The organism is Shewanella schlegeliana, from assembly GCF_016765635.1.
Taxonomy (GTDB): Bacteria; Pseudomonadota; Gammaproteobacteria; order Enterobacterales; family Shewanellaceae; genus Shewanella; species Shewanella schlegeliana.
Genome location: NZ_JAESVD010000007.1, coordinates 62,517 through 87,829, shown reverse-complemented (window position 1 = coordinate 87,829; position 25,313 = coordinate 62,517). Strand labels below are relative to the sequence as shown.

At 44.2% G+C, this 25,313-nt stretch carries 23 protein-coding genes and 1 pseudogene; 17 read left to right on the top strand and 7 right to left on the bottom strand.

All coding sequences use genetic code 11. The features are described from left to right. Positions 1-83 precede the first annotated feature (83 nt). From JMA39_RS13305 to JMA39_RS13285, 5 genes are all read left to right on the top strand, one after another. Positions 84-887, top strand: a complete 804-nt coding sequence (locus tag JMA39_RS13305) for an SAM-dependent methyltransferase (protein WP_202722356.1) — start codon at positions 84-86, stop codon at positions 885-887. 68 nt (positions 888-955) lie between these two features. Next, positions 956-1,168 carry a hypothetical protein gene (locus JMA39_RS13300; RefSeq protein WP_202722355.1) on the top strand — a complete coding sequence of 71 codons (213 nt, stop codon included), beginning with the start codon at positions 956-958 and terminating at the stop codon, positions 1,166-1,168. Between the two features lie 145 nt (positions 1,169-1,313). Further along, positions 1,314-2,963 carry a tetratricopeptide repeat-containing diguanylate cyclase gene (locus tag JMA39_RS13295; RefSeq protein WP_237732826.1) on the top strand — a complete coding sequence of 550 codons (1,650 nt, stop codon included), beginning with the start codon at positions 1,314-1,316 and terminating at the stop codon, positions 2,961-2,963. A gap of 1,035 nt (positions 2,964-3,998) precedes the next feature. After that, entirely contained in the window at positions 3,999-5,633 is a 1,635-nt protein-coding gene (gene aceB, locus JMA39_RS13290) for a malate synthase A (RefSeq protein WP_202722353.1), read from the top strand. 384 nt (positions 5,634-6,017) lie between these two features. Then, the gene (locus JMA39_RS13285) at positions 6,018-7,493 is read left to right on the top strand and encodes an HDOD domain-containing protein (RefSeq protein WP_202722352.1); all 1,476 of its coding nucleotides are present in this window, start codon (positions 6,018-6,020) and stop codon (positions 7,491-7,493) included. A gap of 99 nt (positions 7,494-7,592) precedes the next feature. Here JMA39_RS13285 and JMA39_RS13280 read toward each other — a convergent pair. From JMA39_RS13280 to JMA39_RS13260, 5 genes and pseudogenes are all read right to left on the bottom strand, one after another. After that, positions 7,593-7,964: pseudogene (locus JMA39_RS13280) on the bottom strand (nuclear transport factor 2 family protein); the annotation flags it as partial. A gap of 246 nt (positions 7,965-8,210) precedes the next feature. Beyond that, positions 8,211-8,348: a hypothetical protein gene (locus JMA39_RS13275; protein WP_202722350.1), complete on the bottom strand. Its 138-nt coding sequence runs from the start codon at positions 8,346-8,348 to the stop codon at positions 8,211-8,213. Positions 8,349-8,432: 84 nt separating this feature from the next. Then, positions 8,433-9,257: a M90 family metallopeptidase gene (locus tag JMA39_RS13270; RefSeq protein ID WP_202722349.1), complete on the bottom strand. Its 825-nt coding sequence runs from the start codon at positions 9,255-9,257 to the stop codon at positions 8,433-8,435. A gap of 223 nt (positions 9,258-9,480) precedes the next feature. Continuing rightward, positions 9,481-9,930, bottom strand: a complete 450-nt coding sequence (locus JMA39_RS13265) for a CopG family transcriptional regulator (RefSeq protein WP_202722348.1) — start codon at positions 9,928-9,930, stop codon at positions 9,481-9,483. Further along, positions 9,890-10,633: an AAA family ATPase gene (locus JMA39_RS13260; RefSeq protein ID WP_202722347.1), complete on the bottom strand. Its 744-nt coding sequence runs from the start codon at positions 10,631-10,633 to the stop codon at positions 9,890-9,892. The genes JMA39_RS13265 and JMA39_RS13260 overlap by 41 nt, the downstream gene beginning before the upstream one ends. A gap of 575 nt (positions 10,634-11,208) precedes the next feature. Here JMA39_RS13260 and JMA39_RS13255 point away from each other — a divergent pair. From JMA39_RS13255 to JMA39_RS13240, 4 genes are all read left to right on the top strand, one after another. Beyond that, the gene (locus JMA39_RS13255; protein WP_108944029.1) at positions 11,209-11,433 is read left to right on the top strand and encodes a DUF3820 family protein; all 225 of its coding nucleotides are present in this window, start codon (positions 11,209-11,211) and stop codon (positions 11,431-11,433) included. Positions 11,434-11,628: 195 nt separating this feature from the next. Beyond that, positions 11,629-11,931 (top strand): NrfJ, encoded by a 303-nt coding sequence (locus JMA39_RS13250; RefSeq protein ID WP_202722346.1) that lies wholly within the window; start codon positions 11,629-11,631, stop codon positions 11,929-11,931. A gap of 130 nt (positions 11,932-12,061) precedes the next feature. Next, positions 12,062-12,568, top strand: a complete 507-nt coding sequence (locus JMA39_RS13245) for a GNAT family N-acetyltransferase (protein ID WP_202722345.1) — start codon at positions 12,062-12,064, stop codon at positions 12,566-12,568. A 12-nt stretch (positions 12,569-12,580) separates the two neighbouring features. After that, a complete protein-coding gene (locus tag JMA39_RS13240; RefSeq protein ID WP_202722344.1) occupies positions 12,581-13,117 on the top strand; it encodes a GNAT family N-acetyltransferase in 537 nt (178 codons plus the stop codon). Between the two features lie 57 nt (positions 13,118-13,174). Here the strand turns inward: JMA39_RS13240 and JMA39_RS13235 are convergent, their stop codons facing one another. Continuing rightward, on the bottom strand, positions 13,175-14,935 hold the full coding sequence (locus JMA39_RS13235; protein ID WP_202722343.1) for a bifunctional metallophosphatase/5'-nucleotidase: 1,761 nt from the start codon (positions 14,933-14,935) through the stop codon (positions 13,175-13,177). A gap of 214 nt (positions 14,936-15,149) precedes the next feature. Further along, the gene (locus JMA39_RS13230) at positions 15,150-16,220 is read right to left on the bottom strand and encodes a CNNM domain-containing protein (RefSeq protein ID WP_202722342.1); all 1,071 of its coding nucleotides are present in this window, start codon (positions 16,218-16,220) and stop codon (positions 15,150-15,152) included. A 159-nt stretch (positions 16,221-16,379) separates the two neighbouring features. Here JMA39_RS13230 and JMA39_RS13225 point away from each other — a divergent pair, with 159 nt between their 5' ends. From JMA39_RS13225 to der, 8 genes are all read left to right on the top strand, one after another. Next, positions 16,380-17,501: a bifunctional tRNA (adenosine(37)-C2)-methyltransferase TrmG/ribosomal RNA large subunit methyltransferase RlmN gene (locus tag JMA39_RS13225; protein ID WP_202722341.1), complete on the top strand. Its 1,122-nt coding sequence runs from the start codon at positions 16,380-16,382 to the stop codon at positions 17,499-17,501. A gap of 32 nt (positions 17,502-17,533) precedes the next feature. Beyond that, entirely contained in the window at positions 17,534-18,322 is a 789-nt protein-coding gene (gene pilW, locus JMA39_RS13220) for a type IV pilus biogenesis/stability protein PilW (RefSeq protein ID WP_237732825.1), read from the top strand. Further along, positions 18,322-19,251 (top strand): RodZ domain-containing protein, encoded by a 930-nt coding sequence (locus tag JMA39_RS13215; protein ID WP_202722339.1) that lies wholly within the window; start codon positions 18,322-18,324, stop codon positions 19,249-19,251. Before pilW ends, JMA39_RS13215 begins: the two co-directional genes overlap by 1 nt. A 22-nt stretch (positions 19,252-19,273) precedes the next feature. After that, complete coding sequence (gene ispG, locus JMA39_RS13210) at positions 19,274-20,389, top strand: flavodoxin-dependent (E)-4-hydroxy-3-methylbut-2-enyl-diphosphate synthase (RefSeq protein WP_202722338.1); 1,116 nt, start codon at positions 19,274-19,276, stop codon at positions 20,387-20,389. Positions 20,390-20,527: 138 nt separating this feature from the next. Then, complete coding sequence (hisS, locus tag JMA39_RS13205) at positions 20,528-21,802, top strand: histidine--tRNA ligase (protein WP_202722337.1); 1,275 nt, start codon at positions 20,528-20,530, stop codon at positions 21,800-21,802. Positions 21,803-21,816: 14 nt separating this feature from the next. Beyond that, positions 21,817-22,437 carry a YfgM family protein gene (locus JMA39_RS13200; protein ID WP_202722336.1) on the top strand — a complete coding sequence of 207 codons (621 nt, stop codon included), beginning with the start codon at positions 21,817-21,819 and terminating at the stop codon, positions 22,435-22,437. 11 nt (positions 22,438-22,448) lie between these two features. Further along, positions 22,449-23,636 (top strand): outer membrane protein assembly factor BamB, encoded by a 1,188-nt coding sequence (gene bamB, locus JMA39_RS13195; protein ID WP_202722335.1) that lies wholly within the window; start codon positions 22,449-22,451, stop codon positions 23,634-23,636. A gap of 86 nt (positions 23,637-23,722) precedes the next feature. Then, a complete protein-coding gene (gene der, locus JMA39_RS13190) occupies positions 23,723-25,195 on the top strand; it encodes a ribosome biogenesis GTPase Der (RefSeq protein ID WP_202722334.1) in 1,473 nt (490 codons plus the stop codon). Positions 25,196-25,313 lie beyond the last annotated feature (118 nt).

The window sequence follows — 25,313 nt, the reverse complement described above, 5'->3', positions numbered from 1 at the left end:
GTGCTAATTTAACAATTATTTTGTATTGATTAAGTAGCGAACTAATCGCAACAATACAATTTGCATAGATAGGCATAGAGTAGATGGCAATAGAAAAGGGAACTTTGGTTTGTGTTGGCACCGGGCTCAATTTGGCTGGGCAGATTAGCGTATTGAGTAAGAGCTACATAGAGCATGCCGATGTGGTGTTCTCACTGGTACCAGATGGATTTGCCCAGCATTGGCTTGAGTCACTCAATGACGATGTGCGCAGTCTTCAGCCCTATTATGCTCAACAGGGCGAAGTTAAAAACCGCCGCGAGACCTATGAGCAGATGGTAGCCGCTATTTTGGTGCAAGTGCGTCTAGGAAAAAAAGTCGTCTGTGCGTTATATGGTCACCCAGGGGTGTTTGCTTGTGTCTCGCATTTTGCTATTGCTCAAGCAAGAGAAGAGGGCTACCAAGCACAAATGGAACCGGGGATTTCTGCCGAGGCCTGTTTATGGGCCGATGTTGGCATAGATCCAGGTGCTTCTGGTCATCAAAGCTTCGAAGCCAGCCAGTTTATGTTCTATAAGCATACACCTGATCCAACAACCCACCTTTTACTGTGGCAAATAGGCATTGCCGGTGAGCACACCTTAACTGAATTTCACACCTCATCTGACAGATTACAGGTGCTTGTGGAGCAACTTAGTGAGTGGTACCCGCTTGAACATGAAATTGTGCTCTATGAGGCGCCGAATTTGCCGACTCAGTCTCCAAGAATAGAGAGGATAGCCCTGAAGCAACTGCCGTTTGCGCAGCTTTCAGCTATCACCACTTTGCTCATTCCACCTTCGCGGGAGCTTGAGTTTAACCATGAGATATTGGCTAAACTTGGGATCACCGCAGAAGAGCTAGGTTGATATAACTAGGTTGATATAACTAGGCTCACAAAGCGATAACGTGTTTCATTTAATTTAAGGGAATAAAAATGTCAAAATTTAATGAGTTTTTTGAGAAGTTAGGTTCAGATGCCAAATTGCTAGAGGAGTATAAGCAAGATCCTCAAGGTGTGATGCAGGCCAATGGTCTAAGTGATGATGAAATCCAAGCGGTGATGTCGGGTGATGAAAAGCAAATTCATTCACTATCTGGTAGTAAGAATTATAGGTCGTTAGTTTTGATTCACTCTTTCGATAAGTAATCATCGTATGAAGCGAATCGTAGTTTTATGCTTTGTTATTGCTTTAATGCATCCAGTTTATGCGCTGGAGAGCAGGGCTAACTACGATGACGAGTTGTCTATAATTGACAAGTCATTTAATTCTTCTCCGGAAAAGGTTGAGAGCTTGATTGATAATCTGCTCTCTTCATGGGAGGAGTTAACTGAACAACAGCAAGCGAGCCTGATGGTATATCAGGCTATACAAAAGAGTTATAAAGGAGATTATTGGTCTTCTAAAGAATTATTACTACAGGTTCAGAAGTATAAGGTTACCGATGAACTATTAATAAGTATTTATCAGTATCAAACTGCAAATTTAATTGCTTTACGCCAGTACACTGAAGCGTTTGATCTGATGGCTAAGTATTTAGAAAAAATTAGCAGTATTCACGATATTGAAACGAAAGCAGGTGCATATGTTCGGTTGAGTAACCTAGCTTTAAATTTAGATGCTAATGAAGAGCTTAGGAAATATAGCTCTCAAGCACTTTTATTCGCTAAGGGAACCAATGCTAAACTTTACTGTTTTTCTTTAATATTATCAGCTTACGCTGATTATAGTGAATTTAAGTATTCGGATGCTAAAGAGGGATTTAATCAGAGTAAGAATTTCTGTGATAACAATGAACTCCCTCTATTCGGTTTTGTAGCTGAAAAAGGTTTAGCTGAAATAGCCATAAAAACAGATGATTTTGAAAATGCAAATAGACTCCTAAATAATGCTCTAGCAGGATACAAAAAATTTAGTTATAAAACCGAGATAACAAGTGTTTATGCCTTATTAGCTAAGACCAACTTTCGATTAAGTCAGTATTCCCAAGCTGAAGAGTTTGCCAATAAGGTGATGGACTTGAGTGATGACCCCAGTCACATCGTATATAAAGCGATTGCCGCTAAAGTGCTGTCGCAGCGTTACTTTGAGTTAAAACAGTATCAGCTTGCCTATGATTACCTTGAATCACACCAGTACTATACAAATTTGATCCACGATGACACCAAAGCCAAGGCTAATGCCTATCAGATGGCCAAGTTTAAGCACCAAGAGCAGGCGCGCGAGATTGCCTTACTCAATCAGGAACGGCAGTTAGTTGAAGCTCAGAAAGAGTTAGACCAAGCCGATCGTACTAATGATGTCATGATTATGACCATGTTAGTGGGCAGCGTGATCTTCCTGTCGCTATTTTTGCTGTACAGCCATAGGCAGAAGTTGCGTTACCGCAAACTGGCATTAACAGACAGATTAACAGGTGTTTATAACCGTGGTGCTGGGCAGGATTTTGCCGAAAATGAGTTCGTACAGGTCTGCATGCGTAAAGCACATTTTTCTGTGGTCGTGCTTGACTTAGATCTATTTAAAAACATCAATGATAGCTTTGGTCATGCAACAGGTGACTGGACGTTAAAACATGTGGTGTCGGTGATTAAACCACTTATTCGTGACAGCGATATTCTGACTCGCATGGGAGGGGAAGAGTTTGCGCTATTTCTGCCCTATTCATGCGAGCAAACAGCACTAAAGATCGCAGAGCGCTGTAAGGATGCGATAGAGGCAATCGATACTAAGTACTCGGGTCATCTATTTAATATTACTGCGAGCTTTGGTGTATCGAGTAATAACCGAGAGGATCTTAGTTTGGATCCTGTGTTAAAGCGCGCTGATATTGCACTTTATGCATCGAAGCATTCGGGTCGCAACAGGGTAACATTATATACTCCAGAGCTTGAGCTGCAGTGCAAAAGCGATGAGACTCAGCGCTCACTGATATTTAATTAATACTTAGCTAGGCTTAAGTTAGGTAAGAGTCTAGCCAGAGTTAAGCTGCTAACAATAGTCGATATTAGTCATTCCATTATATTAAGCTAACGACTTCACCTAAGGCGTTAAGCGTATTCCTGTTCTCAATCTCTAATTATTAAGCCCCTAAACAGTTCCTTAGCTTCTCTACTCTACTGATCACCTCTCTACTCATTCCCACTTTTTCTTAGCTCAATTAAGTTAGTTCAATTGAGTCTGTTACTTAAGCGAGTTCAATTACGTTAATCGGCACCAGTCTGTTGTAACGTGTTTTAAGGGGAAATTTAAATTTTTTTGGATTGAACCAATGTTTTTCCTGATGTTAGTCAATATTTATCATGTAGAAATCGATAATCACCAAAAACAGTTAACCTTTCGTTAACGTAAACGTTAGGTTAAAACACCTGTTTAAATTTACCTTGATGCCACCATGCTTTAAGTTTTTGTTTTTATATGATTTATTGGGTTGACCACAAGGTGAGTCGTAAACGTTGTGCTAAATCGATGTGTTGTTAGCATAACCTTTTTTCTGGAAAGATAGGTTAACATCATGAAAGATAATAACGAATTTAGTTTTATTCCTCTTTCTCTGGTCAATTTGTCTTACAAGTCTTAGCTCTTACACCGGTTATTATTTTGCGGTTGAATTTTATCGTTGATAATCAATTGTTTGTCGATCTTGTATTTGCTTTTGGATTGTGGGTTTGCACAGTTTAAGGTGCTCTTTAGCGGGATTGGTTGAGACGCTGCAGGCTTGCAACTGAAACTTTTAGTCAGTAGGTTTTGTTGTAAATCAACAGATGCAGACTTAGGTTGCTTAGCAGCAACAAGCTTAGTTATATGGCCAATTCATATAGGCTAAGCAATAAAAACTAAGTCGTAAGTTTGAAGGCTCAAAGTGATGACGCTACCAATGTGAATATTTTGAGCCCTCTAAGCTTGAACACTGACGACCGAATGCTGTCAATGCTAGGTGTCATCAAGGATATGGAAAAGTTTTAGGAGATATAGAAGATGACAGAGCAATTAACTGCACTAGAGAGCTCTGACACATTGGTGTCGAGCCAAGAGTTACAGGTTAACGGGCCAACTGTTGCAGGTCAGCAGCAGGTGCTAACCGAAGGCACACTGTGTTTACTTAAAGCTTTATGTAAGCAGTTTGCCCCTGAGGTACCTCATTTACTTGCCAATAGACAGGTTAAGCAAAAGCGCTTCGATTCGGGTGAGTTACCCGATTTTCTAGAAGAAACTAAAGCGCTACGCCAGCGAGGTTGGCAGATCCGCGGCATTCCAAAAGACTTGCAAGATAGGCGTGTAGAGATCACAGGTCCTGTGGATCGCAAGATGGTGATCAATGCGCTTAATGCTAATGCCAAAGTGTTTATGGCAGATTTTGAAGATTCCTTGGCCCCAAGTTGGCACAAAGTGGTACAAGGTCAAATTAATCTGCGTGATGCGGTAAACGGTGATATTAGCTATACCGCAGAAACAGGCAAACATTATTCACTGAACGACAACCCTGCAGTCCTCATCTGTCGTGTGCGCGGCCTTCACATGCAAGAGCAGCACGTACAGTTTGGTGGTGTTGCCATTCCCGCGGGGTTGTTCGATTTTTGCGTATATTTTTACAATAACTACCGTAAATTATTGAGTAAAGGCAGTGGTCCTTACTTTTACATACCTAAGCTAGAGAGTCATCTTGAAGCAAGGTGGTGGGCTAAAGTATTTGCCTTCGTTGAAGAGCGTTTCTGCTTGCAGCCGGGCACAATTAAGTGCACCTGTTTAATTGAAACACTTCCGGCCGTGTTTGAGATGGATGAGATCTTGTATGAGCTGCGCTCCAACATAGTTGCACTGAACTGTGGTCGTTGGGACTATATCTTTAGCTATATTAAAACCCTAAATAACCATAATGATAGAGTATTGCCCGATAGACAGTCAGTGACCATGGATAAGCCATTCTTAAGTGCTTACTCTCGCTTGTTGATTAAAACCTGCCATAAGCGTGGTGCCTTAGCTATGGGAGGAATGGCGGCCTTTATCCCCTCTAAGGATGCAGAGGTTAACCAGCAAGTGTTAGATAAGGTTAAGCAAGATAAGCAGTTAGAAGCGCGTAATGGTCATGATGGGACTTGGGTCGCTCACCCTGGACTTGCCGATACTGCGATGGCCATATTTAACGAGTACATAGGTGAAGATCATATAAATCAATTGCACATCACTCGCGATGTTGACGCTCCTATTCATGCCAGAGAGTTACTCGAAGTCGCAAAGGGGGAGTGCACTGAAGCGGGCATGCGCCTCAATATACGAATTGCACTGCAATATATCGAGTCTTGGATTGGTGGCAACGGCTGTGTTCCTATTTACGGATTGATGGAAGATGCGGCAACGGCTGAAATATCTCGTACTTCAATCTGGCAGTGGATTAAGCATCGTCAGCAATTAACTTCTGGGCCAGTGGTTACTCAATCGCTATTTAAAGAGATGCTGGTGGAAGAGCTGGCCAATGTGAAAGATGAAGTGGGGCCTGACCGCTTTACTCATGGTCGCTTTACTCAGGCTGCGGTGCTGCTAGAGCAGATCACCACTTCAGATGAACTGGTCGATTTCTTAACAGAGCCAGGGTATCAAATGCTAGTGGAGTAAAATCGATTTTATAAAAGTTTGGCTGCATTTTGTAGCTTGTGTCCCCCGCACAGTATTCCTACGTGCTGTGCGGGTTTTTATTCGTTACCCTTTTTTTGTGTAATCTTTGCTTGTGATTATCGGCTCTTTGGAGCCGTTTTTTTTGCAAAAATTTGCCTATATTCACTCAACTTCTATCGTCTTTGGCCTTGCAAAGGTATAAGGTTAATGGAGTGTAATTATTCGGTGTTATCTATTAACCGCTAGACTGTGAACATAGGTTTTACCTGTTATTAGGGTATTTGCCAAAATAATGCAGTGTTTTTAGCAACACGAATAAAGCGAAATCCTAAGTTCACTTTAGTTTGAGGCTAGATGGTGTCGCTGTAGTTTGATGGGAGAGATGTGAAAGCAACTAATTTTGAAAACAATAAGTTCAAAGGGGTTGAGTATTGGACCAATCGCATCAGCGACCAAGAGATGCCTGCTCTTTGCTCGACAGTTAAAACGTTAGAAAAGCTTGCAAAAGATGATGTGTCCTCGCTATCGATTCTGGGTAAGAGTGTGATGCATGATAATGCGTTGACCTCCAGAATTTTGCGGGTGGCAAATAGTGTCACCTACAGTAAAGGCATCAGTCAAGTCACCACGGTGAGCCGAGCGGCTGTGGTTTTAGGTTTTGATACCATAAAGAATATCTGTATTACCGCTAAGCTACTCAGCAGTTTACTCGAGGCTGAGGGGCTATCTGAGAATGTCTACAAACGAATGCTTAAGCTGATGGCACAAGCATTTTTGGCGGCAATGCTGACTAAAACATTGCTTAAAGATTATGATGAGGAGCTGCAAGAGGAGGTGTTTATTGCCTCTTTACTCTATCACTTAGGTGAGAGTGCATTTTGGAGTACAGGTTGTGCGGAAACCTTAGTCTTAGATAGCAAGCTAAGCCGGTGTGACACTGTGGCAGAATCGAACAAAGCGATTCGAGATGTCCTCGGAGCAAGCTTTGAGCAGTTATCTGTGGGACTAGCGCGTAACTGGGGCTTAGGCTGTTTATTGATAAAATCCCTCAGTTTACCCGATGAACGCACACCCGAGGTACGCAGTATCTTCCTCGCCAATAAGCTCAGTGAACTATTATGCCAAGATAGTCCTAATATGGCTGAGTTGTCTAAGCGGTTAAAGCAAACCTCAGATATGTTAGGTATCGAAGTTGATGTGCTAAAGGGGCGTATGCTGCGTTGTCACAAAGCGACTAAAACCATGGCCGATGCTTACGGCGCTCGAATATTACTGGAGTATTTACCTAGCCCTAAGCATTTGAACGAAAAATTTGTGGAGCAGGGAACTGAAACCGTTATATATGCCCCCAATGTTAACCGTCAGCTGGAGTGTCTGCGCGAGTTAACGCAGTGTGCGCTAAACAGGGAGGACTTTAATCAGGTACTCTCTATTGCCCTTAAAGGTATTTTGACAGGCGTTGGAGTCGATCGCTGTTGTGTGATGTTACTGAGCCCTAATCGTAAGTCGTTGCAGCCAAGGATTGTACTCGGTGATGATGCAGAAAAGGTAAAGGCTTCATTTAATATAAGGTTAGAGAATTGCCAGAATGTTTTTCAAGACTGTATTTCCTTGAAAGAAGCCTTGTTTGTAGATAACCCACACTCTGCCAAATGGCGCTTTTATATGGATGATAATGTTAAAACTATTACTGGCGCAACCGGCTTTATGCTAGCGCCACTTATCATGGATCATACTGTGATAGGGGTAATCTATGCCGATAGAGACAGCTCTGGCCGACGTTTAATGACGGAGGATTTCGCTAACTTTACCCATGTGGCTAATATGGCAAATGTTTGCTTCTCTGCTGTGGCAAAGTAGCGCCTATATAATGGTATAAACGCTACTTATCACAATGTGACAAAGCTTGTGTGAGCAGCTTATGTGGATAGCTTGTGTGAATAGCTAATTGGATTTCATTTACTGTTTGTCAGCAGCTTTGATCTGCTCAGTAATGGATTTAGCGATAGCGTTAGGAATTGGAAAGCTTAAATGATATTGCGCAATCTTCCAGCATTTAACCGTTTTGATTAAGGTTCCTGTGCCACGGCTTACACCATATGAGGGGCTTAATAAGATCTCATCAAACCAAATGACGTCACCGTGTTGGGTCATTTTTCTATTGATTAAGTCGTAACGCCAGCCTTGAGTTGGCCTAGCATAGCGTTCAAATTCGGTTTTTCCCCAGTGTTCGTTTACATCAGTTCCAATAAATATCCCCTTTTCATCATATAGGGCAAAGTAATTGTCCCAATCTGCACTGGAGGAGTATTGGTTTAACGCATCTAATACCAATCAGTATAAAGATTTGGTCGCTCAGCGAGAGTTTAGCGGTTATGAGGCAAGGCAACGAGTGAAGAGCATAGTTGTTCTACGGTTAAGCTCGTTAACAAAGCGTCAGAAGCGCTAAAACTCGCCATTCTGGAGCGTTTTTGGCTGCCTACTTCTGCGTTGAACAGCTTTACAAGGGAATAACCATTCTTGCAGCTATTCGCCTTGAATTAGTTTGCCAAAAACCGCTCTGAGTAGATCAACTTCTTATACTGATTGGTATAAAACCGCAGCTGCTTGTTGTTTATCGCTGTTTGGCGTCTCCTCAGCCGATGCGTCCATTGAAAAGGAGATGAATAACAGTAGGGCTAAGCCCCATGCTTTTTGATAGGTAAGAGTTAGCATAGGCATCCTTGTTCTGCTTCTTATATTTTAGAGGCATGGCCGTTTGATTATTTGTAGCCAGTTAATTTTATCTTGGTTACGATTTTAGTGCCAGTTCACAGGGTCGAGCTGATAAAAACTACTGAGTTCTCGGTAGAGGGCTGGGTGCAAGGTAATGAATTCATGGGGACGTTCGAAAAACACTTCACTTATTACCGCAAAAAACTCGGCAGGATTCGTGGCGCCGTAGTAGTTGAACAGTGACTGTTCGCCAGTTTGACTGGCTCTGACTAATACTTGATATTCTTGCATCAACACTTCAGACCAAGAAGCGTAATCTTGACGGTGTTTGAGTGGCGGTGCACCGTTGGCCTTGCCATCTTCTTGATCTAGCTGATGCGCAAACTCATGGATCACAACGTTGCTTCCATCATCGGGAACGGCTGCATCAAACTTGGTGGTTTGCCAAGATAGGATCACCCGACCATGCTGCCATGATTCTCCAGAGAGTACTCGACGCTGGTTTGATACTACACCATCACCGTTTTGTTGCTCCCCCTCAACAATGAATGCCGACGGGTAGATAAGGATCTCTTTGAGCGTGGGATAAAAATCAGTTTGGCGATTAAGCAGTAACAGGCAGGCTTGAGCTGCAACGGTGACGCGAATGTCATCATCAATGATGAGACCATCACAGCCGACAAAACGCTTCTCTGCGATAAAAACCTGAATATGCTTCTTGAGCTGTAACTGCAGATCGGTGGGTAAGACGCGAAAGAATGGAATACGCCTTTTTAGTATGTCGCGCCATTCTTTTGGGAAGGGCTGTTTCGTGATGGCTATACGGCGACGGTTATCACGCCATGAGGTACTGGCAATCCAGCCTATAGCGGTGATGCTAAGTACAATAATAACTGAGATTGCTAACATAGACTTCCTAGCCATTGAGTAAGATTAACTTGCGTTATTTCTGATATATGGCACTTATGGTTGAAATTCAAGCTTTGGTATTTTTTTAGGCAGAAGATGGGAGATATTAATATGGAGCGATTAGAAAAAAATGCTGGCAGCGCAGTACTTCAAAACTGTTTATCTACTGCCAGCTAAGGGAAGGGAGATTACTCTTATATCCTTGGTTATTATTCTACGGCTATCATTCAACAATGATACTTTTCTCTTTTGCTCTCCTTTGTTCAGGGCTTAAATTAAAGTGGTGCTCAATTAGAAAGCGGATGAGCTTAGACTTCGCAACATCACAGTCATCGGCTAATTCGGCTAAGTGGGCAATAGCAGATTCAGTTAAGGTGAAGGTTGCCTTTCTCACAGGAAGTTTGCCTTTTTTAACCGTTAATACCTTTTCTGCTAGTCGCTCAACCTTATACTTGTCGCCTCTCAAATTAGTAAGTAGCTCCACTTGTGAATGGCACTCTAAATCCACTAACTCACTTAGTTTGGGAGCCTGCTCTTCTTGTCCAATAGCATAACGACTCGCATCGTTGATGAAATCATCGATAAGATCTTCGAGTGCTAATTGACTCGTTTGGATCTGCCTATGGGTTGAACTAGACGGCGTAGAGTTTTTCTTGAGATCTGCCAGACCCATAATTACCTCTCATCTTATTCATTTGCTTTTCTGCAAGCTGATTACGAACTTCGGTGGCGTTTGTAACTTGGAGCATTTCACAGGCAATACCTCGTATTTCTCCTGCAGCCTTACCCTTAGGCTCGATCTCGAGAACCGATAGGCCAGATTCTTCACTGTCGTCGTAGATATTACGGCTATAGGTGATGGCATCTAATACATTGATGTCGTATGTTTTACAGACATCTTTTGCTTCGAAGATTCGATTGGCTTGATTTGGTAGGCTGGGGCATTGAGTAATAACAAAGGTGGCGCGCATCTTGGGATTAATCATCATACAGGTGGCGACGATATCATCCATGTGGCTAACGGTCTTGAGATCGCGGCGCTTAGGGCGTAGTGGCATCAATACATGTGAAGCCACTGACATGGTGGCACGTAATGCTAGGTTATCTTGACCACCACAGTCGACAATTACATAGTCGTAATGTTGTTCTAAGCTCAGAAGGTCGTTACGTATTTTTCCGTATAGCTGTACGCAGTTGATGCTGGGGAGATCCGGGTTGTTATTGCGCGCATGGATCCAGTCTGAGGTTGTGCGCTGAGGATCGCAATCGACCATAATAACTGAGGCTCGGCATTCTGCTGCTAGAAATACAGCGATATTCTGGGCTAGGCAGCTCTTGCCGCTACCGCCTTTTTCGCCACCAACGAGTATGATCATATTTATATCCTCTTTGTACGCGATGAATTTAATTTACAGCTTTTCATTAAATGAAAGGTGTTGAACGTGTGCGTACGGTTAAATGTGTTGAAGTTGTTAATCTCGACATTCAACTTACTTTATCTATCACTTGTCAGATTAATCTAGGTTGTGTAGTTGGTTTCGTCAACAGTATGATTTTTGACGTATTTATTTTAATTGACCTGTGATTGTTTTTTGACGCTGCTGCTATTTTTGATGGTTTTTTGGCGTCAGTCGTGATGTGTTGCTATTTGTGGCTATTTGTTAAGTTAATTAGTTGTTTAGCTGTTTTTTGCGGAAGTAGGCCACTAACACTTGCGGGCTAATAGGAGTATTTATAGCGCTAACTGGGCGGTGTCGAGTCACCCATTTTTTTATAAGTAATAGATTTATGCGTTTTTATATCTAAATAATATATTTGTTTTTGTATAAAAGCGGTCGAAAAATTACTCATTTTTATCGGTATCGATAAAGCTGTTTTTTTGTCGAGGTTTGATAGAATACTATTTGATAATAGAATCGTTCCGATGATTGAACACAGAGACTCACTTGCGATGGATGAAAAGCTTTTACTCGAAGCCATTACTCAGAAGATGCCTTTCGGAAAATATGCGGGAAGGCGCTTGCTCGAACTGCCAGAGCCATATCTGGTATGGTTCCACTCAAAAGGTTTTCCTGAGGGAAAATTAGGTCAGCAGTTAGCCTTAATGTATGAGGTAAAGCTCAACGGCTTAGAAGGGATGCTACAGCCTATATTAGATGAGGCTAAACGTTCTTAAAGTTTTTTGAACTATTTGCGTGATAAATCGGCAGCAATTAATAAAGTTCCGTGATAGGGACTAAAATATTTGGTTATGAGAGTTGGATCTAATAGTTGAGTTTTAACACAATATAGTTGTGACTAATTAGAGATTTATAATCTATTGCATGCTTTAATACTGATGAATTGATAACTTATATAAAGGAAATTTCCGATGATAGCTAAATTAGTGAAATTGGCTGCAGCAGCAACTCTAGCACTCGGTATCTCAAGCGCATGGGCACAAGGTGTTATGCATGAAGGTACTGTCATGGATACCATGAATGGCGGCGGTTATACCTACGTTCAGATCAAAGAAGCTGACAAGACATTTTGGGCTGCAGGTCCACAGATTGAAGTGAAGAAAGGCGATACGGTTGTTGTTCAAGAGCAGATGTGGATGAGCGACTTTAGCAGTAAAACCCTAAACCGTACTTTTGATGAGTTACTGTTTGTTGGTCGCATCGATAAGAAGTAAGTATCACTTTGATGCCCTAAGCTGATAAGCTTGGCTTGAAAGAATATACATTAAATGGCGTAGACTGAGTCTACGCCATTTTCTTTTGCGTCAAACTGCCTCACAATGGTCATTTAAATCTTTTTTGCCCATGTTAAAAATCATCCCTTACCAAAAATGTTATGCCGCCGACGTCTCTGTATTGGCACATATGGCCATCAATCAGATAAACGATGACGTTTATACACAGCAAGAGAAGTCAGCTTGGTCTTTTGCACCGCGATCGCGGTATCACTGGCATAAACGCCTATCTCGATCTCAAACATGGTTAATGGTTGATGAGCAACGCTTAGTATCTGGACGACCATTTTGCTGTGGCTTTATCAACCTAGAGACTCACTTCAATAGCCGTGGCTATATCGACAGCCTGTATGTTCACCCAGAGTATCAGCGACAAGGAGTGGCTAAACGTCTATATGAGTCATTAGCACAATGGGCGGTTAGCATGGCTGTGCCAGAGCTTTTTGTCGATGCCTCTAAACTGTCTAAGCCGTTGTTCGAGTCTATGGGATTTAAGCTTCACCATCGAAGTTATCAAGAGAAGCGTGGCGTGGTGATCATGGGGTATTACATGAGTAAGACATTAGCACCTGTATAAAGGGTTTTATCTATGGAAAGAAAGTGTTTTATTGTACGCCCCTTTACCTGCGGCGATGTTGAGCAAGTCGCTAAAGTGTTCCACCTTAGTATCAATCAAGGTGCAAGCTCCCACTACAGTGAGGCCGAAAGAGCCGTGTGGTCGCCAAACCTTCGAAGCAACGAGTATTGGTTAACCCGCTTGTCGGGAACTAAGACTTGGGTTGCCGAATGCGATTTGTGCGTCGTAGGCTTTATCAATTTGAAATCAGATGATTTGATAACAGATGACTTAATCGCTGGCGACTTGAAAAAAAGGGGCCGGCAAATAGCGGAAGTGGACTGTTTGTTTACCCTCCCAGATTATATAGGGATTGGGGTAGCAAGTGAGCTATACCGCACACTAGAGAAGCACGCTAGGGCGCTAAGGCTTACCAGCCTCACCGTTGAAGCATCATACTTAGCTAAGCCTTTTTTTGAGAAGTTTGAGTTTCAAGTTAAGCGTAAGAATAGTCATCCGCGTGATGGACAGAAATTAGTTAACTTCAGCATGTTCAAAGAGTTGATATAAGGGCAAAAAGTTAGATTCAAATTGTCCTTTTAATCGATAAAAGATGGCTATTACCTATCACAGCTGATTATGGCTAGTGTAGTGAACCTGAGGCTCTAGCACTTCATCTAAGGTTTGCGCCTTGCTGATAAAGCGGGTAAAGGCGCCTGGGAGAGTTAACCCCTTAACATCTCGCTGCCAGTTAGCTTGTAAGATAGGAAAGTAACCCTCTTTACCTGAGGCCGTGTAGGACGATGACACCCCGGTGTAGTAAGCGGCTGCATCGACGCTTTGCCACAATTGCTTTCCTGCAACCTCACGTAATACTTCAAGCTTAATGATACGTTGCCCAACAGCTTGCCGACCATCATAGAAGTATTTTAAGCCATAGGTGTAGGGAAAGCTGCCTGCGCCTGTGCCGATGACACTATTATTGGTTGCGGCATTTATCGCAGATTCAAGTATCTGAAATAGATACTGCCCCTGGATCTCATAGCTCACCAGTGGAATATCAAACGGCAGAATACGGCCTATCACCTCGGCTAAACTAAGCTCGCCTTTATCTAATGATTGGCGCACCCCGCCAGCGTTATGTAGAGCGAAGTCGACTTCTATGCCTAATTCTAGGGTCTCTTGATACATACTGCGGCTCACCCAAGGTGCGATTTCACTGCCGTGAGGCAGAGCTTTGCTGGGGAGTCTGGTATGCACTAAGCTTCTTGGTACAAACCCCAATATCTTGTTTTTTAGCTCATCTAGGCTAGGACGATATTTTTGTAGAATTTGGTTCATAACGCGGCTGTCCTCACCATCCCACAGAATAAGTGGATGAGATTCGAGCGTTAAGCGTACGTCTTGGTAATCTTGAGGGCTTACATCGTCAGATGCCTGCAGAATAAACTGCTGATCTAACATGAAGTAATTACCGCCTGTCAGCTCTAATATCTTGCCTTTGCCGTCGAAGATGATGTCGGCGATGCCTAAGGTCTCGGCATACTTTCCTGCGTGCACAATGGCTGTATCGTTAACGCGCTCACCATAGGGCATATTCGATAAGCCAAGCTCGCTAAAGTCGCCCTGCAGCGTATGTGAGTGACCACCAACAATGAGACTGATCCCGTCGACTTTTGCGGCTAGCACCTTATCTTGATCCAGCCCAAGATGGCTTAGCACGATAATGTGGTCAATACCCTGAGTCTTAAGCTGAGCGACGGTTCGGCGAGTGGTTTCGATTGCACTGACAAAGTGGGTGTCTTCATCGGGGCTGGCTATCTCTTTCATCTGATCTAAGGTGATGCCGATAATCGCCACTTGCTTATCTTGTAGTGGCTTTAATAACACTTTGGCCGTTTGAGAATTCGGATCGAAGTCGAGCAGATTAGGATGACCACTCAGGCGTACCTTCTTCTTTTGGCACTCTTGGCTCAAGTCCATATTGCCCGCCATTAGTGGAAAGCGAATATCGTTAAGAAAGTCGACAACTGGTTCACTACCTGCATCAATCTCGTGGTTGCCGAGTACCATGGCATCGGGCTCGAGCATATTTAACAGATCTGAGTTGGCTTTACCTTTAAATTCATTGAAATAAAGGGTGCCTTGGAAACTGTCACCACCATGCAGAAATAGAAAGCTCTGTTGATTGTCTTTGGCGGCAGCTCTTGCCTGCTTGAGCTGATAGGCGATACGGGCATAACCACCACTGTGGCTATAAAGAGTCAGCTCTTTTTGCAGGGCATCAATCGTAAATTGAATACGGCTAGCATCGAAGTGAGAGTGAGTGTCATTGATGTGGGCAAGTTTTAACTTGTACTGCTCTAATTTAGCTTGTTGCGTTGTCATCTTATTCCTCTGGACCAAACAAGGAGTATAGCATGAGGGGGACGATTATTAATACGCCGACTTTGTATCTTAGGCTTGGGTTAACAAGTTTTAATCTAACGCTATGGGAGTTAACTCTTTAGAGGAGGGCGGTGCTGAAGCCGATAGGCCATATCCGTTAACGTGAGGCATTAAAAAAGGGAGCTAAGCTCCCTTTTTAATTCTGTTCTGATTTTTAGCTCTTTTCTTTTTCGAAATCGCCATCATCAGATAACACGATACCTTTATCTTTCATTCGACGACTCCACAACTTACGAGCAAATTGCTGCATATCGGCTACAGGGTCATTCGAATCAACAATTTCAAGGCCTAGTAGTGATTCAACGATATCTTCTAAGGTAACAATACCTTCGTTAGAACCATACTCATCAACGACCATTGCAATCTTGGTATTTCGCTTAATCATGAGCTCAAAAAGAGGCAGGATTTTGGCGGTCTCGGGGATCACCAATAAACTTCTTTTTAGCACTGCGATCGATTCTTTTGGTGTCGAGCGCTCAGCAAGCAAAATATCGTTTCTATTGACGTAACCAATAATATTATCTGGCTCTTGGTCATAGACAGGAATTCGGGTAAATGGCTTTGCCATGAATCGCTGCGCAAACTCATCTTGCGTCAAGTCAGTCGGTAATCTAAACATTACCGTTCTTGGCGTCATGATAGCCGTTACAGGCATCTCTTTTACCGACAGCATTTGAGTCAAAATCTTCGACTCCTGCTCATCCAGTTCACCTGATGCACGACCTATCTCGGCCATAGCACTCATCTCTTGACGGATGTATTGACCTTCATCGCCTTTGCCCATCAGCTTAGTAACCTGATTAGACATCCATATAAGCGGTAAGGTACTACGCTCCATCCAAACCAATGCGATAGAAACCGTTGGAGCGAGTGAGCGCCAGTAGTTTGCACCTAAGGTTTTAGGAATGATCTCTGAGAAGAAGAGAATTAAGAAGGTAAGAACACCAGAAAATACGCCTAACATCTCATCGCCAAATACCTTAGCTGCTTGCGCACCAGCAACAGCAGCACCAACGGTGTGTGCGATAGTGTTCAGTGTAAGGATCGACACGAGTGGAGATTCAACGTTCTCTTTCTGTTTACGTAACCGATTAGCTGCACCAGGATTGGTTTTAGATAATGAGGCTATGTAGCTCGGTGTGACAGATAGCAAAACGGCTTCAAACACACTACAAAGAAAAGAGACTGTAATCGCGACTAATATTATAATGATAAGGGTTATCATAAAGGTGAAATTACACCTCCAAATGGCAGACCAAAAGTAGTCTGGGCGGATTCTAGCACAGGTTTTTAACTTTGGTGATAGCCTGCTGGCTAATATTTGGTAAGATCTGTATAATTCGCCGCCCGCAAGCAGGTTTTAGGTTTTTTGAGGTTAGACTAAATGAGTGAAAAGAAGATCAATTTATTGGATCTTGATCGTAAGGCATTAAGAGCGCTATTTACCGAAATGGGTGAGAAGCCATTCCGTGCCGATCAATTGATGAAATGGATTTATCATTTTGGCGTTAGTGACTTCGAAGAAATGACGAACATTAACAAAGCATTGCGTGCAAAACTTGCAGCAAAATGTGAAATTGTCGCACCTGAAATTTCAAGCTACCAAAAGTCAGCTGATGGGACTATCAAGTTTGCTATCAACGTGGGTGACGGCCAAGAAGTTGAAACAGTTTACATCCCTGAAGATGATCGCGCGACCTTGTGTGTATCGTCTCAAGTCGGTTGTGCTCTTGAATGTACTTTCTGCTCAACCGCGCAGCAAGGATTTAACCGTAACCTTACCGTTGCCGAAATAGTTGGCCAAATTTGGCGTGTCGCCGATTTTATCGGTTTCGTAAAAGATACCGGTGAGCGTCCTATCACTAACGTCGTGATGATGGGCATGGGTGAACCACTACTAAACCTTAAGAACGTCATTCCTGCAATGGATATCATGCTAGATGATTTCGGTTTCAGCCTATCAAAGCGCCGTGTAACCGTATCGACTTCGGGCGTGGTTCCCGCTTTAGACAAGCTGGGTGATGCGTTAGATGTAGCGCTAGCGGTGAGTATTCATGCGCCAAACGATGAGCTACGTGATGTACTGGTACCTATTAATAAAAAGTATCCACTAGAAGAGTTTCTAGCTGGAATTCGTCGCTATATTGCTAAGTCAAATGCTAACCGTGGCCGAGTAACACTTGAGTACGTCATGCTGGATCATATTAATGACAGCACGGACCAAGCTCATGAGTTAGCTAAATTGATGAAAGACACACCGTGCAAGGTTAACCTTATTCCGTTTAACCCGTATCCTGGGTCTCCTTACGGGCGTTCATCTAACTCTCGTATCGACAGGTTCTCGAAAGTATTGATGGAATATGGTCTTACCGTTATCGTACGTAAGACTCGTGGCGATGATATTGACGCGGCTTGTGGTCAGCTAGCTGGTGATATTCGCGACAGAACCAAGCGTTTAGCGAAAAAACAAATGCAACAGAGTCAGATTTCAGTCACAATAAACTAACTCTTTGTATCTACTGGTAGATGGACTTAAGAATGAATCAGAGAAAGGTGGTGCTGCCGCTGGTGTTAATCTTGTCATCAATGATGACTACTGGCTGTGTTACCCAAGATACTTATGCGGGTACGGATACGCCTGTCTCTGAACGAAAAATCGATAAAGTGGCCGCCGCACGCCAGCGTGTGCAACTGGGGCTAACCTATCTACAAAAGGGCAATAGTGAGCAAGCAAAAGCCAATCTCGATCGCGCCTTGGCTTTTGCCCCCAATTTGGAAGAAGTTCACATCGCCTTTGCCTATTACTACCAGTCGGTGGGTGAGCTAGAAAAAACAGAACGAGCATATAGAGAGGCGACTAGAGCCAGTGATGCAACGGGCGATTCTTATAACAACTTTGGTGCTTTTCTGTGTCAGCAGGGTAAATATGCTGAATCAGAGAAGATGTTTTTAAAAGCCGTTGACCAACCTCTATATACCCGCTCGGCATCGACTTATGAAAACCTCGGAATTTGTAGTCGAAAAGCAGGGCAAGTCAGTAAAGCGCAAAAATATTTTGCGATGGCGCTAAAGTACGATCCTAGGAGGCGCACCTCTCTTATCGAGCTAACAGAGATCGATTATGAGCAGGGTCGATTCATCGAAGCGAGAGAGCAGCTTTCTCGCTTTCATAGAGTCGCGGCAGAATCTGCCGGCAGTTTGGCACTCGGGATTAAAATTGAGCAAGGTTTGAAAGACGATGAAGCGGTAAAACGGTTCGGCATCTTACTGCTGGCAAAGTTTCCGCAGTCTGTTCAAGCCAAAGAATATCGGGCTAGCATGCATTAATGAAAAATGAACATAATCAAGAGCCCAACTTAGACAACGAAAGCCTAGTGGATGAGCCTACGCTCACACTGGGCGTTTTGCTAAAAACAGCCCGCGAAAGCAAAGGGCTGTCGGTAGAGGCGATAGCATCACAACTGCATTTGCGCCCTACTATTGTTCAAGAGATTGAGGCCGATAATTTAACCGAAGTTGGCGCTGCAACCTACGTGCGCGGCTATGTGAAAAACTACGCCCGTGCGGTGCAGGCTGACCCATTTACTGTACAAGAATGTTTAGATAAGCAGCTAGCAAATGACGACAAACCGTCGATGCAGAGCTTTTCTCGCAAGACTACTCATCAGGCTCGTGATGGCCGCTTGATGGCACTGACCTATCTGATAGTATTCGTACTGTTAGGACTCATGGTCTGGTGGTGGTTCCAAAAGTCATCGCTGAACACTGCGGTAGATTACTCACAACCGACTGCGGAAGAGGTAGCCGCCTCGGCTGAAACTTCCGATTCGAGTACGGAGCCATTGTTGCTAGAAGATCTAAGTTTGGTCACTGAGCCGATTTTAGAGTCAACAGTTGAAACACCGCAAGCCCCTGACGCGAACCCTCAACAAGCAGCTGAGTCTTCAGAGGCTGTACCTGTAGCGCAAAGCGTTCAATCTGAATCAACAACGACAGACGCTATCACTGGCTCGACGCTGAAGTTAAGCCTAAGTGGAGACTGTTGGATTAAGGTCACCGATGCGACAGGCAAGACCTTAGTCAGCGACCTTAAAAAAGCGGGTAGCGAAATTAACTTGAGTGGAACCGAGCCCTTTGCAGTGACCTTAGGCGCTCCACAAGTTGTTACCATAGCGCTAAACGGTACGCCCATTAGCCTAGAGCAATACCCACACGGTAAGGTGGCAAAAATGACATTGCCACGCGCAGCACAATAACGGATCACAGAGCACAAAGACGATGTATAACGAATCTCCTATTATTAGACGCAAATCTAGCCGAATTTATGTTGGTGATGTCCCTATTGGTGACGGCGCCCCAATTGCGGTTCAGTCGATGACCAATACTCGTACAACAGATGTTGAAGCGACCGTTGCGCAAATTAAGGCGTTAGAGAAAGTGGGTGCCGATATAGTACGTGTTTCAGTGCCTACCATGGATGCTGCAGAGGCATTTAAACTGATTAAGCAGCAGACTCGTGTGCCTTTAGTCGCTGACATTCACTTTGACTACCGTATCGCCCTTAAAGTGGCTGAGTACGGCGTCGACTGTCTGCGTATCAATCCAGGTAATATTGGTAACGAAGAGCGTATCCGTAGCGTGGTTGAATGCGCACGCGATAAAAATATCCCAATTCGAATAGGTGTTAATGGCGGTTCATTAGAGAAAGATCTAATGGACAAGTATAAAGAGCCAACACCTGAAGCTCTGCTAGAGTCGGCGATGCGTCATGTGGACATCCTAGATCGTTTAAACTTCGATCAGTTCAAAGTCAGCGTGAAAGCCTCAGACGTATTCTTGGCTGTTGAGTCATACCGTTTATTGGCTAAGCAGATAGTACAGCCGCTTCATCTTGGCATTACTGAGGCGGGTGGCGCCCGTGCGGGTTCGGTGAAGTCAGCCGTAGGTTTAGGCATGTTGCTTGCTGATGGTATTGGTGACACCTTACGTATTTCACTGGCGGCCGATCCAGTCGAAGAGATTAAAGTGGGTTTCGATATCCTAAAATCGCTACGTATTCGTTCCCGCGGTATTAACTTTATTGCTTGCCCGTCATGCTCGCGTCAAGAGTTTGATGTAATTTCAACGGTTAATGAGCTAGAGCAACGTCTCGAAGACATCGTCACCCCAATGGATGTATCGATTATTGGCTGTGTGGTAAATGGTCCAGGCGAAGCGCTAGTATCAGATATCGGCTTGACTGGTGGTAACCGCATGAGTGGTTATTATGATGATGGTGTGCGCCAAAAAGAGCGTTTTGATAATACCAACATCGTCGATTCACTAGAAGCGAAGATCCGCGCTAAAGCGTCAATCGTTGCTGGCCGAATCCAAGCTAAAGATCTGAGTAAGTAACAACAGAGTTGCCGCTAAACCACTTGAGTTGCGCGGTGATTTTTTGGGTGGCGACACCCTAGTGTACGTTTAGTGATGAAACGCCTATAATGCGAGGCGTTTTTTAATTTTTATATAGCAAATTTAACGAGTCGAATAGTGGCAAAACAGATCCAAGCGATTCGCGGAATGAACGACATTCTGCCTACTCAAAGTCCTTTATGGCAAAAACTAGAAACCGTATTAAGAGAAACTGTGAGTGCATACGGTTATAGCGAAATTCGTACTCCTATCGTTGAAAGTACCGATCTTTTCAAGCGTTCAATCGGTGAAGTAACCGATATCGTAGAAAAAGAGATGTATACCTTCGACGACAGAAATGGCGATAGCTTAACCTTGCGTCCTGAAGGTACAGCCTCAACTGTGCGTGCGGGTAACGAGCATGGTTTGCTATATAACCAAGAACAACGCCTTTGGTATATGGGGCCAATGTTCCGCCACGAACGCCCTCAAAAAGGTCGTTACCGTCAATTCCACCAGTTTGGTGTTGAAGTCTACGGTATTCCAACGGCCGACATCGACGCAGAAGTCTTAATGCTGTCAGCCAAATTATGGGAAAAGCTCGGTATTACTGAGCACGTTACCCTAGAGCTAAATACCTTAGGTGACGTTGAAGAGCGCGCGGCATACCGTGACGCTTTGATTGCGTTCCTAGAGCAGCATAAAGAGGTGTTAGACGAAGATAGCCAGCGCCGCATGTATAGCAATCCGCTGCGTGTACTGGACTCTAAGAATGCCGATGTACAGGCTCTTTTAGCCGATGCGCCAGTGTTGATGGACTACTTTGGCGAAGACACACGTTCACATTTTTCACATTTATGTGAACTCTTAGAGGCTGTCGGCATCCAATACACAATCAATCCTCGCCTAGTGCGCGGTTTAGATTATTATAATCGCACGGTTTTTGAGTGGGTGACATCGAGCCTAGGTTCGCAAGGTACAGTATTGGCTGGTGGCCGTTACGATGGTCTTGTGGGTCAATTAGGTGGTAAGCCAACACCTGCAGTAGGTTTTGCAATGGGCCTTGAGCGCATCGTATTACTAATGCAAACTCTAGAACTAGATAAAGATATCGGCCCAGCTGTTGACGTATATGTGACGGCGATGGGAGATAGCAGCCGTGTCGAAGCAATTAAGATTGCACAAGAGCTAAGAGCAAGCTTGCCTACTGCTAAAGTGATGAGCCATTGTGGTGGCGGTAACTTTAAGAAGCAGATGAAGCGAGCCGATAAGAGCGGTGCCACAGTAGCACTGGTGATTGGTGAAGATGAAGTTGCCAATAACCAAGTTGCAGTGAAACACCTTCGCGAAGATAAAGCACAAGAATTAGTTGCCCGTGATGCATTGGCGACATATATTGCAGAGCTGATTTAAAAGGGGAAGAGTAAGTGGAAATCTATAGCACAGAAGAGCAACAAGTAGATGCTATCAAACAGTTCTGGAAAGATTACGGTACCTCAGTAGTTGTCGGTGCCGTTGTCGGTTTAGGTGGATTATTTGGTTGGAATTATTATTCTGACCACCAAGTGGCACAAGCAGAAGCTGCTTCTGAGTCATTCCAAGCCTTGAGCAGCCAAAACACTGCCGATGCAGCGATGTTAGCTGCTGCCGATAACTTTGCTAAAGAGCACGGTCAAAAAGGTTACCAGTCTCTGCTTGAGCTACTCGTAGCTAAGTCAGCCGTTGAAATTGGCGACTTAGATAAAGCACAAGCAACATTAAAAAATGTGATAGCGACCAATGTTGACGACAGTATTGTGCTGATTGCGACTATGCGTCTTGCACGCGTACAGGCTGAGCAAGGTCAATATGCAACAGCGATCACTACCCTTGAGCAAATTACAGATCCAGCATCTGTGGCACAAAGAGATGAGCTAAAAGGTGATTTCTTAGTACGCCAAGGTGAAACTCAGAAGGCAAAGATTGCTTATCAAGCTGCAGTAGAAAATGGTGGCACTATGACTAGTCCAACATTACAAATGAAGCTTGATAATCTGAACAAGGCATAAGGAATCTGCCCATGAAGTCTTGGTGCAAAACACTACTCGCATGTGGGTTAAGCATAGGCATGTTGTCTGCTTGCTCATCAAGTGATGTAGAGGAAGAGCCGGTTACACCGCTTACAGAGATAGAGGCTAGCGTATTTCCTGAAGTGACATGGAGCGCTAACATCGGTGATGGTGTGGGTGATTACTACTCTCGCCTGCGCCCTGCAGCCAATTACGGCAAGCTGTTTGTTGCTGACCGTTACGGTAAGGTTGAAGCGTTCAACGAAGCGACAGGTGAGCGTGTTTGGCAAAATGATTTTAGCTCTGCATTTAGAGATAATGCTTTAGCTAAAAACAAGGGAGCACGCTTAGCAGGTGGTGTGACAGCTTCACGTAACAAGGTATTTGTGGGTGGAGAAAGTGGCCTACTGGCGGCTTTTGATGAAGCAACAGGTGAAGCGGTCTGGCATGTTATTGCTGGTGGTGAGCTGTTATCGGCACCGACTGTTGGCGAAGATGTGGTTGTGGTTAATACAGGTGCGGGTACGTTAGAAGCGTTTGACGTGGAAGACGGTACTCTGCAGTGGGTATATGAAAACCAACTACCAACTTTGACCCTGCGTGGTACAGGTGCTGCTTCATATGAAGCTGGTGGCTTCTTTGTTGGTACCGCCGATGGTAAAATTGCTGTTGTGATTAAAAACAATGGTCAGGCGGCATGGGAACAAGCCATCTACACGCCTAAAGGCGGTAATGAGTTTTCGCGCATGGCCGATGTGGACATGAAGCCATTGTTAGTGGGCGAGAACCTATATGCCGTTAGCTACAACGGTAACTTAGTGTCGATGGAGATGCGCACTGGTCGTATCGTATGGTCACGCAGTTACTCGAGCTTCAATGAGTTAGCTTATTCTGGCATCAGCCTGTTTGTGGTCGACGATCACAGCCGTATTTATTCTGTTGATAGACGAAATGGTCTAGAGTTATGGAATAATGCTGAACTAGCTAACCGTAATTTAACCGCACCCGTAGCGTTTAAAGATTACGTGGTTGTGGGTGATTTTGAGGGATATCTACACTTCTTAAATAAGTCTGACGGTCAAATCGTTGGACGAGTACAGGTAGATAGCTCAGGTTTATACAGTCAGCCATTGGTGGTTAACGATAACCTATATGTGCAGACTCGTGATGGAAAAGTGGTTCGAGTCACACTTCCGTAAGCCTAATCGTTAGAGATGATAAGGCCCCTGGACGTGTATGCCGGGGGCTTTTTAGTTATTAGAAATTGAGTAATAGAGGCAATTAAATGATTCCTGTTGTGGCCCTAGTTGGGCGACCAAACGTTGGTAAGTCGACCCTTTTTAACCGACTTACCCGTACCAGAGATGCGCTTGTCGCTGACTTTCCTGGGCTAACTCGGGATCGTAAATACGGCCGAGCACATCTTGCAGGTTATGAGTTCATCGTAGTCGATACTGGTGGTATTGATGGCACCGAAGAGGGGATTGAAACTCGCATGGCCGAGCAATCTCTAGCGGCGATTGAAGAAGCTGATGTTGTGTTATTCATGACCGATGCTCGCGCTGGCTTAACCGCTGCCGATCTTGCGATTGCTCAACATTTACGTAGCCGTGAAAAAACAACCTTCGTTGTTGCTAACAAGGTCGACGGTATCGATGCTGACTCGGCTTGCGCTGAGTTTTGGTCACTGGGTCTAGGTGAAGTTTACCAGATGGCTGCAGCGCAAGGCCGTGGTGTGACCAACATGATCGAGTATTCTTTAGCGCCATACGCAGAAGCGATGGGGATCACTAAAGAAGAAGACGGTGATGATGACGAAGAAGAGCGCGAGTACACCGAAGAGGAAGCGGAAGCGGAGCAGAAGCGTCTGCAAGACCTGCCAATTAAGCTTGCCATCATCGGTAAGCCTAACGTTGGTAAGTCGACGCTAACTAACCGTATCTTAGGTGAAGAGCGTGTCGTGGTTTATGACGAGCCAGGTACGACTCGTGACAGTATTTATATTCCGATGGAGCGTCAAGGCCGTGAATATGTATTGATCGACACTGCTGGTGTACGTCGTCGTAGCAAGGTGCATGAAACCGTTGAGAAGTTCTCTGTTATTAAGACTCTTAAAGCGGTTGAAGACAGTAACGTGGTATTGCTAGTTATCGATGCCCGTGAAGGTATTGCCGAGCAAGACCTAGGCCTATTAGGTTTCGTATTAAACGCAGGCCGTGCATTGGTTATCGCCGTCAACAAGTGGGACGGTATCGACCAAGATGTTAAAGACAGAGTGAAGAGTGAACTTGATCGCCGTTTAGGCTTTATCGATTTCGCCCGTATTCACTTTATCTCAGCACTACACGGTACGGGTGTTGGTCATCTGTTTGAGTCAATCGAAGAAGCTTATGACAGTGCGACGCGCCGCGTAAGTACTTCTATGCTGACTCGTATCATGCAGATGTCACAAGACGATCACCAGCCACCATTGGTTAACGGTCGCCGCGTTAAGCTTAAATACGCACACGCCGGTGGTTACAATCCACCAATCGTGGTTGTACACGGTAACCAGGTTAAGAAGCTTCCAGATTCTTACAAGCGTTATATGATGAACTACTTCCGTCGTTCATTGAAGGTGATTGGTACTCCAATCCAGCTACGCTTCCAAGAGGGTGGCAACCCGTTTGAGGGCATGAACACCAAGAAGCTGACTGTGAGCCAAGAGCGCCGTCGTAAGCGTATGGTTGGTCATATTCGCGATAAGAATAAGGATTAATCCTTTTCTTGTTAGAAAGACTTAGGCTTTACTAGTCTGCAAAATGGTCAAAATGATTTAAAAAAAGGAACCTCAGGGTTCCTTTTTTGTTGTCTTGGGTTTGATTATTGACTGGATT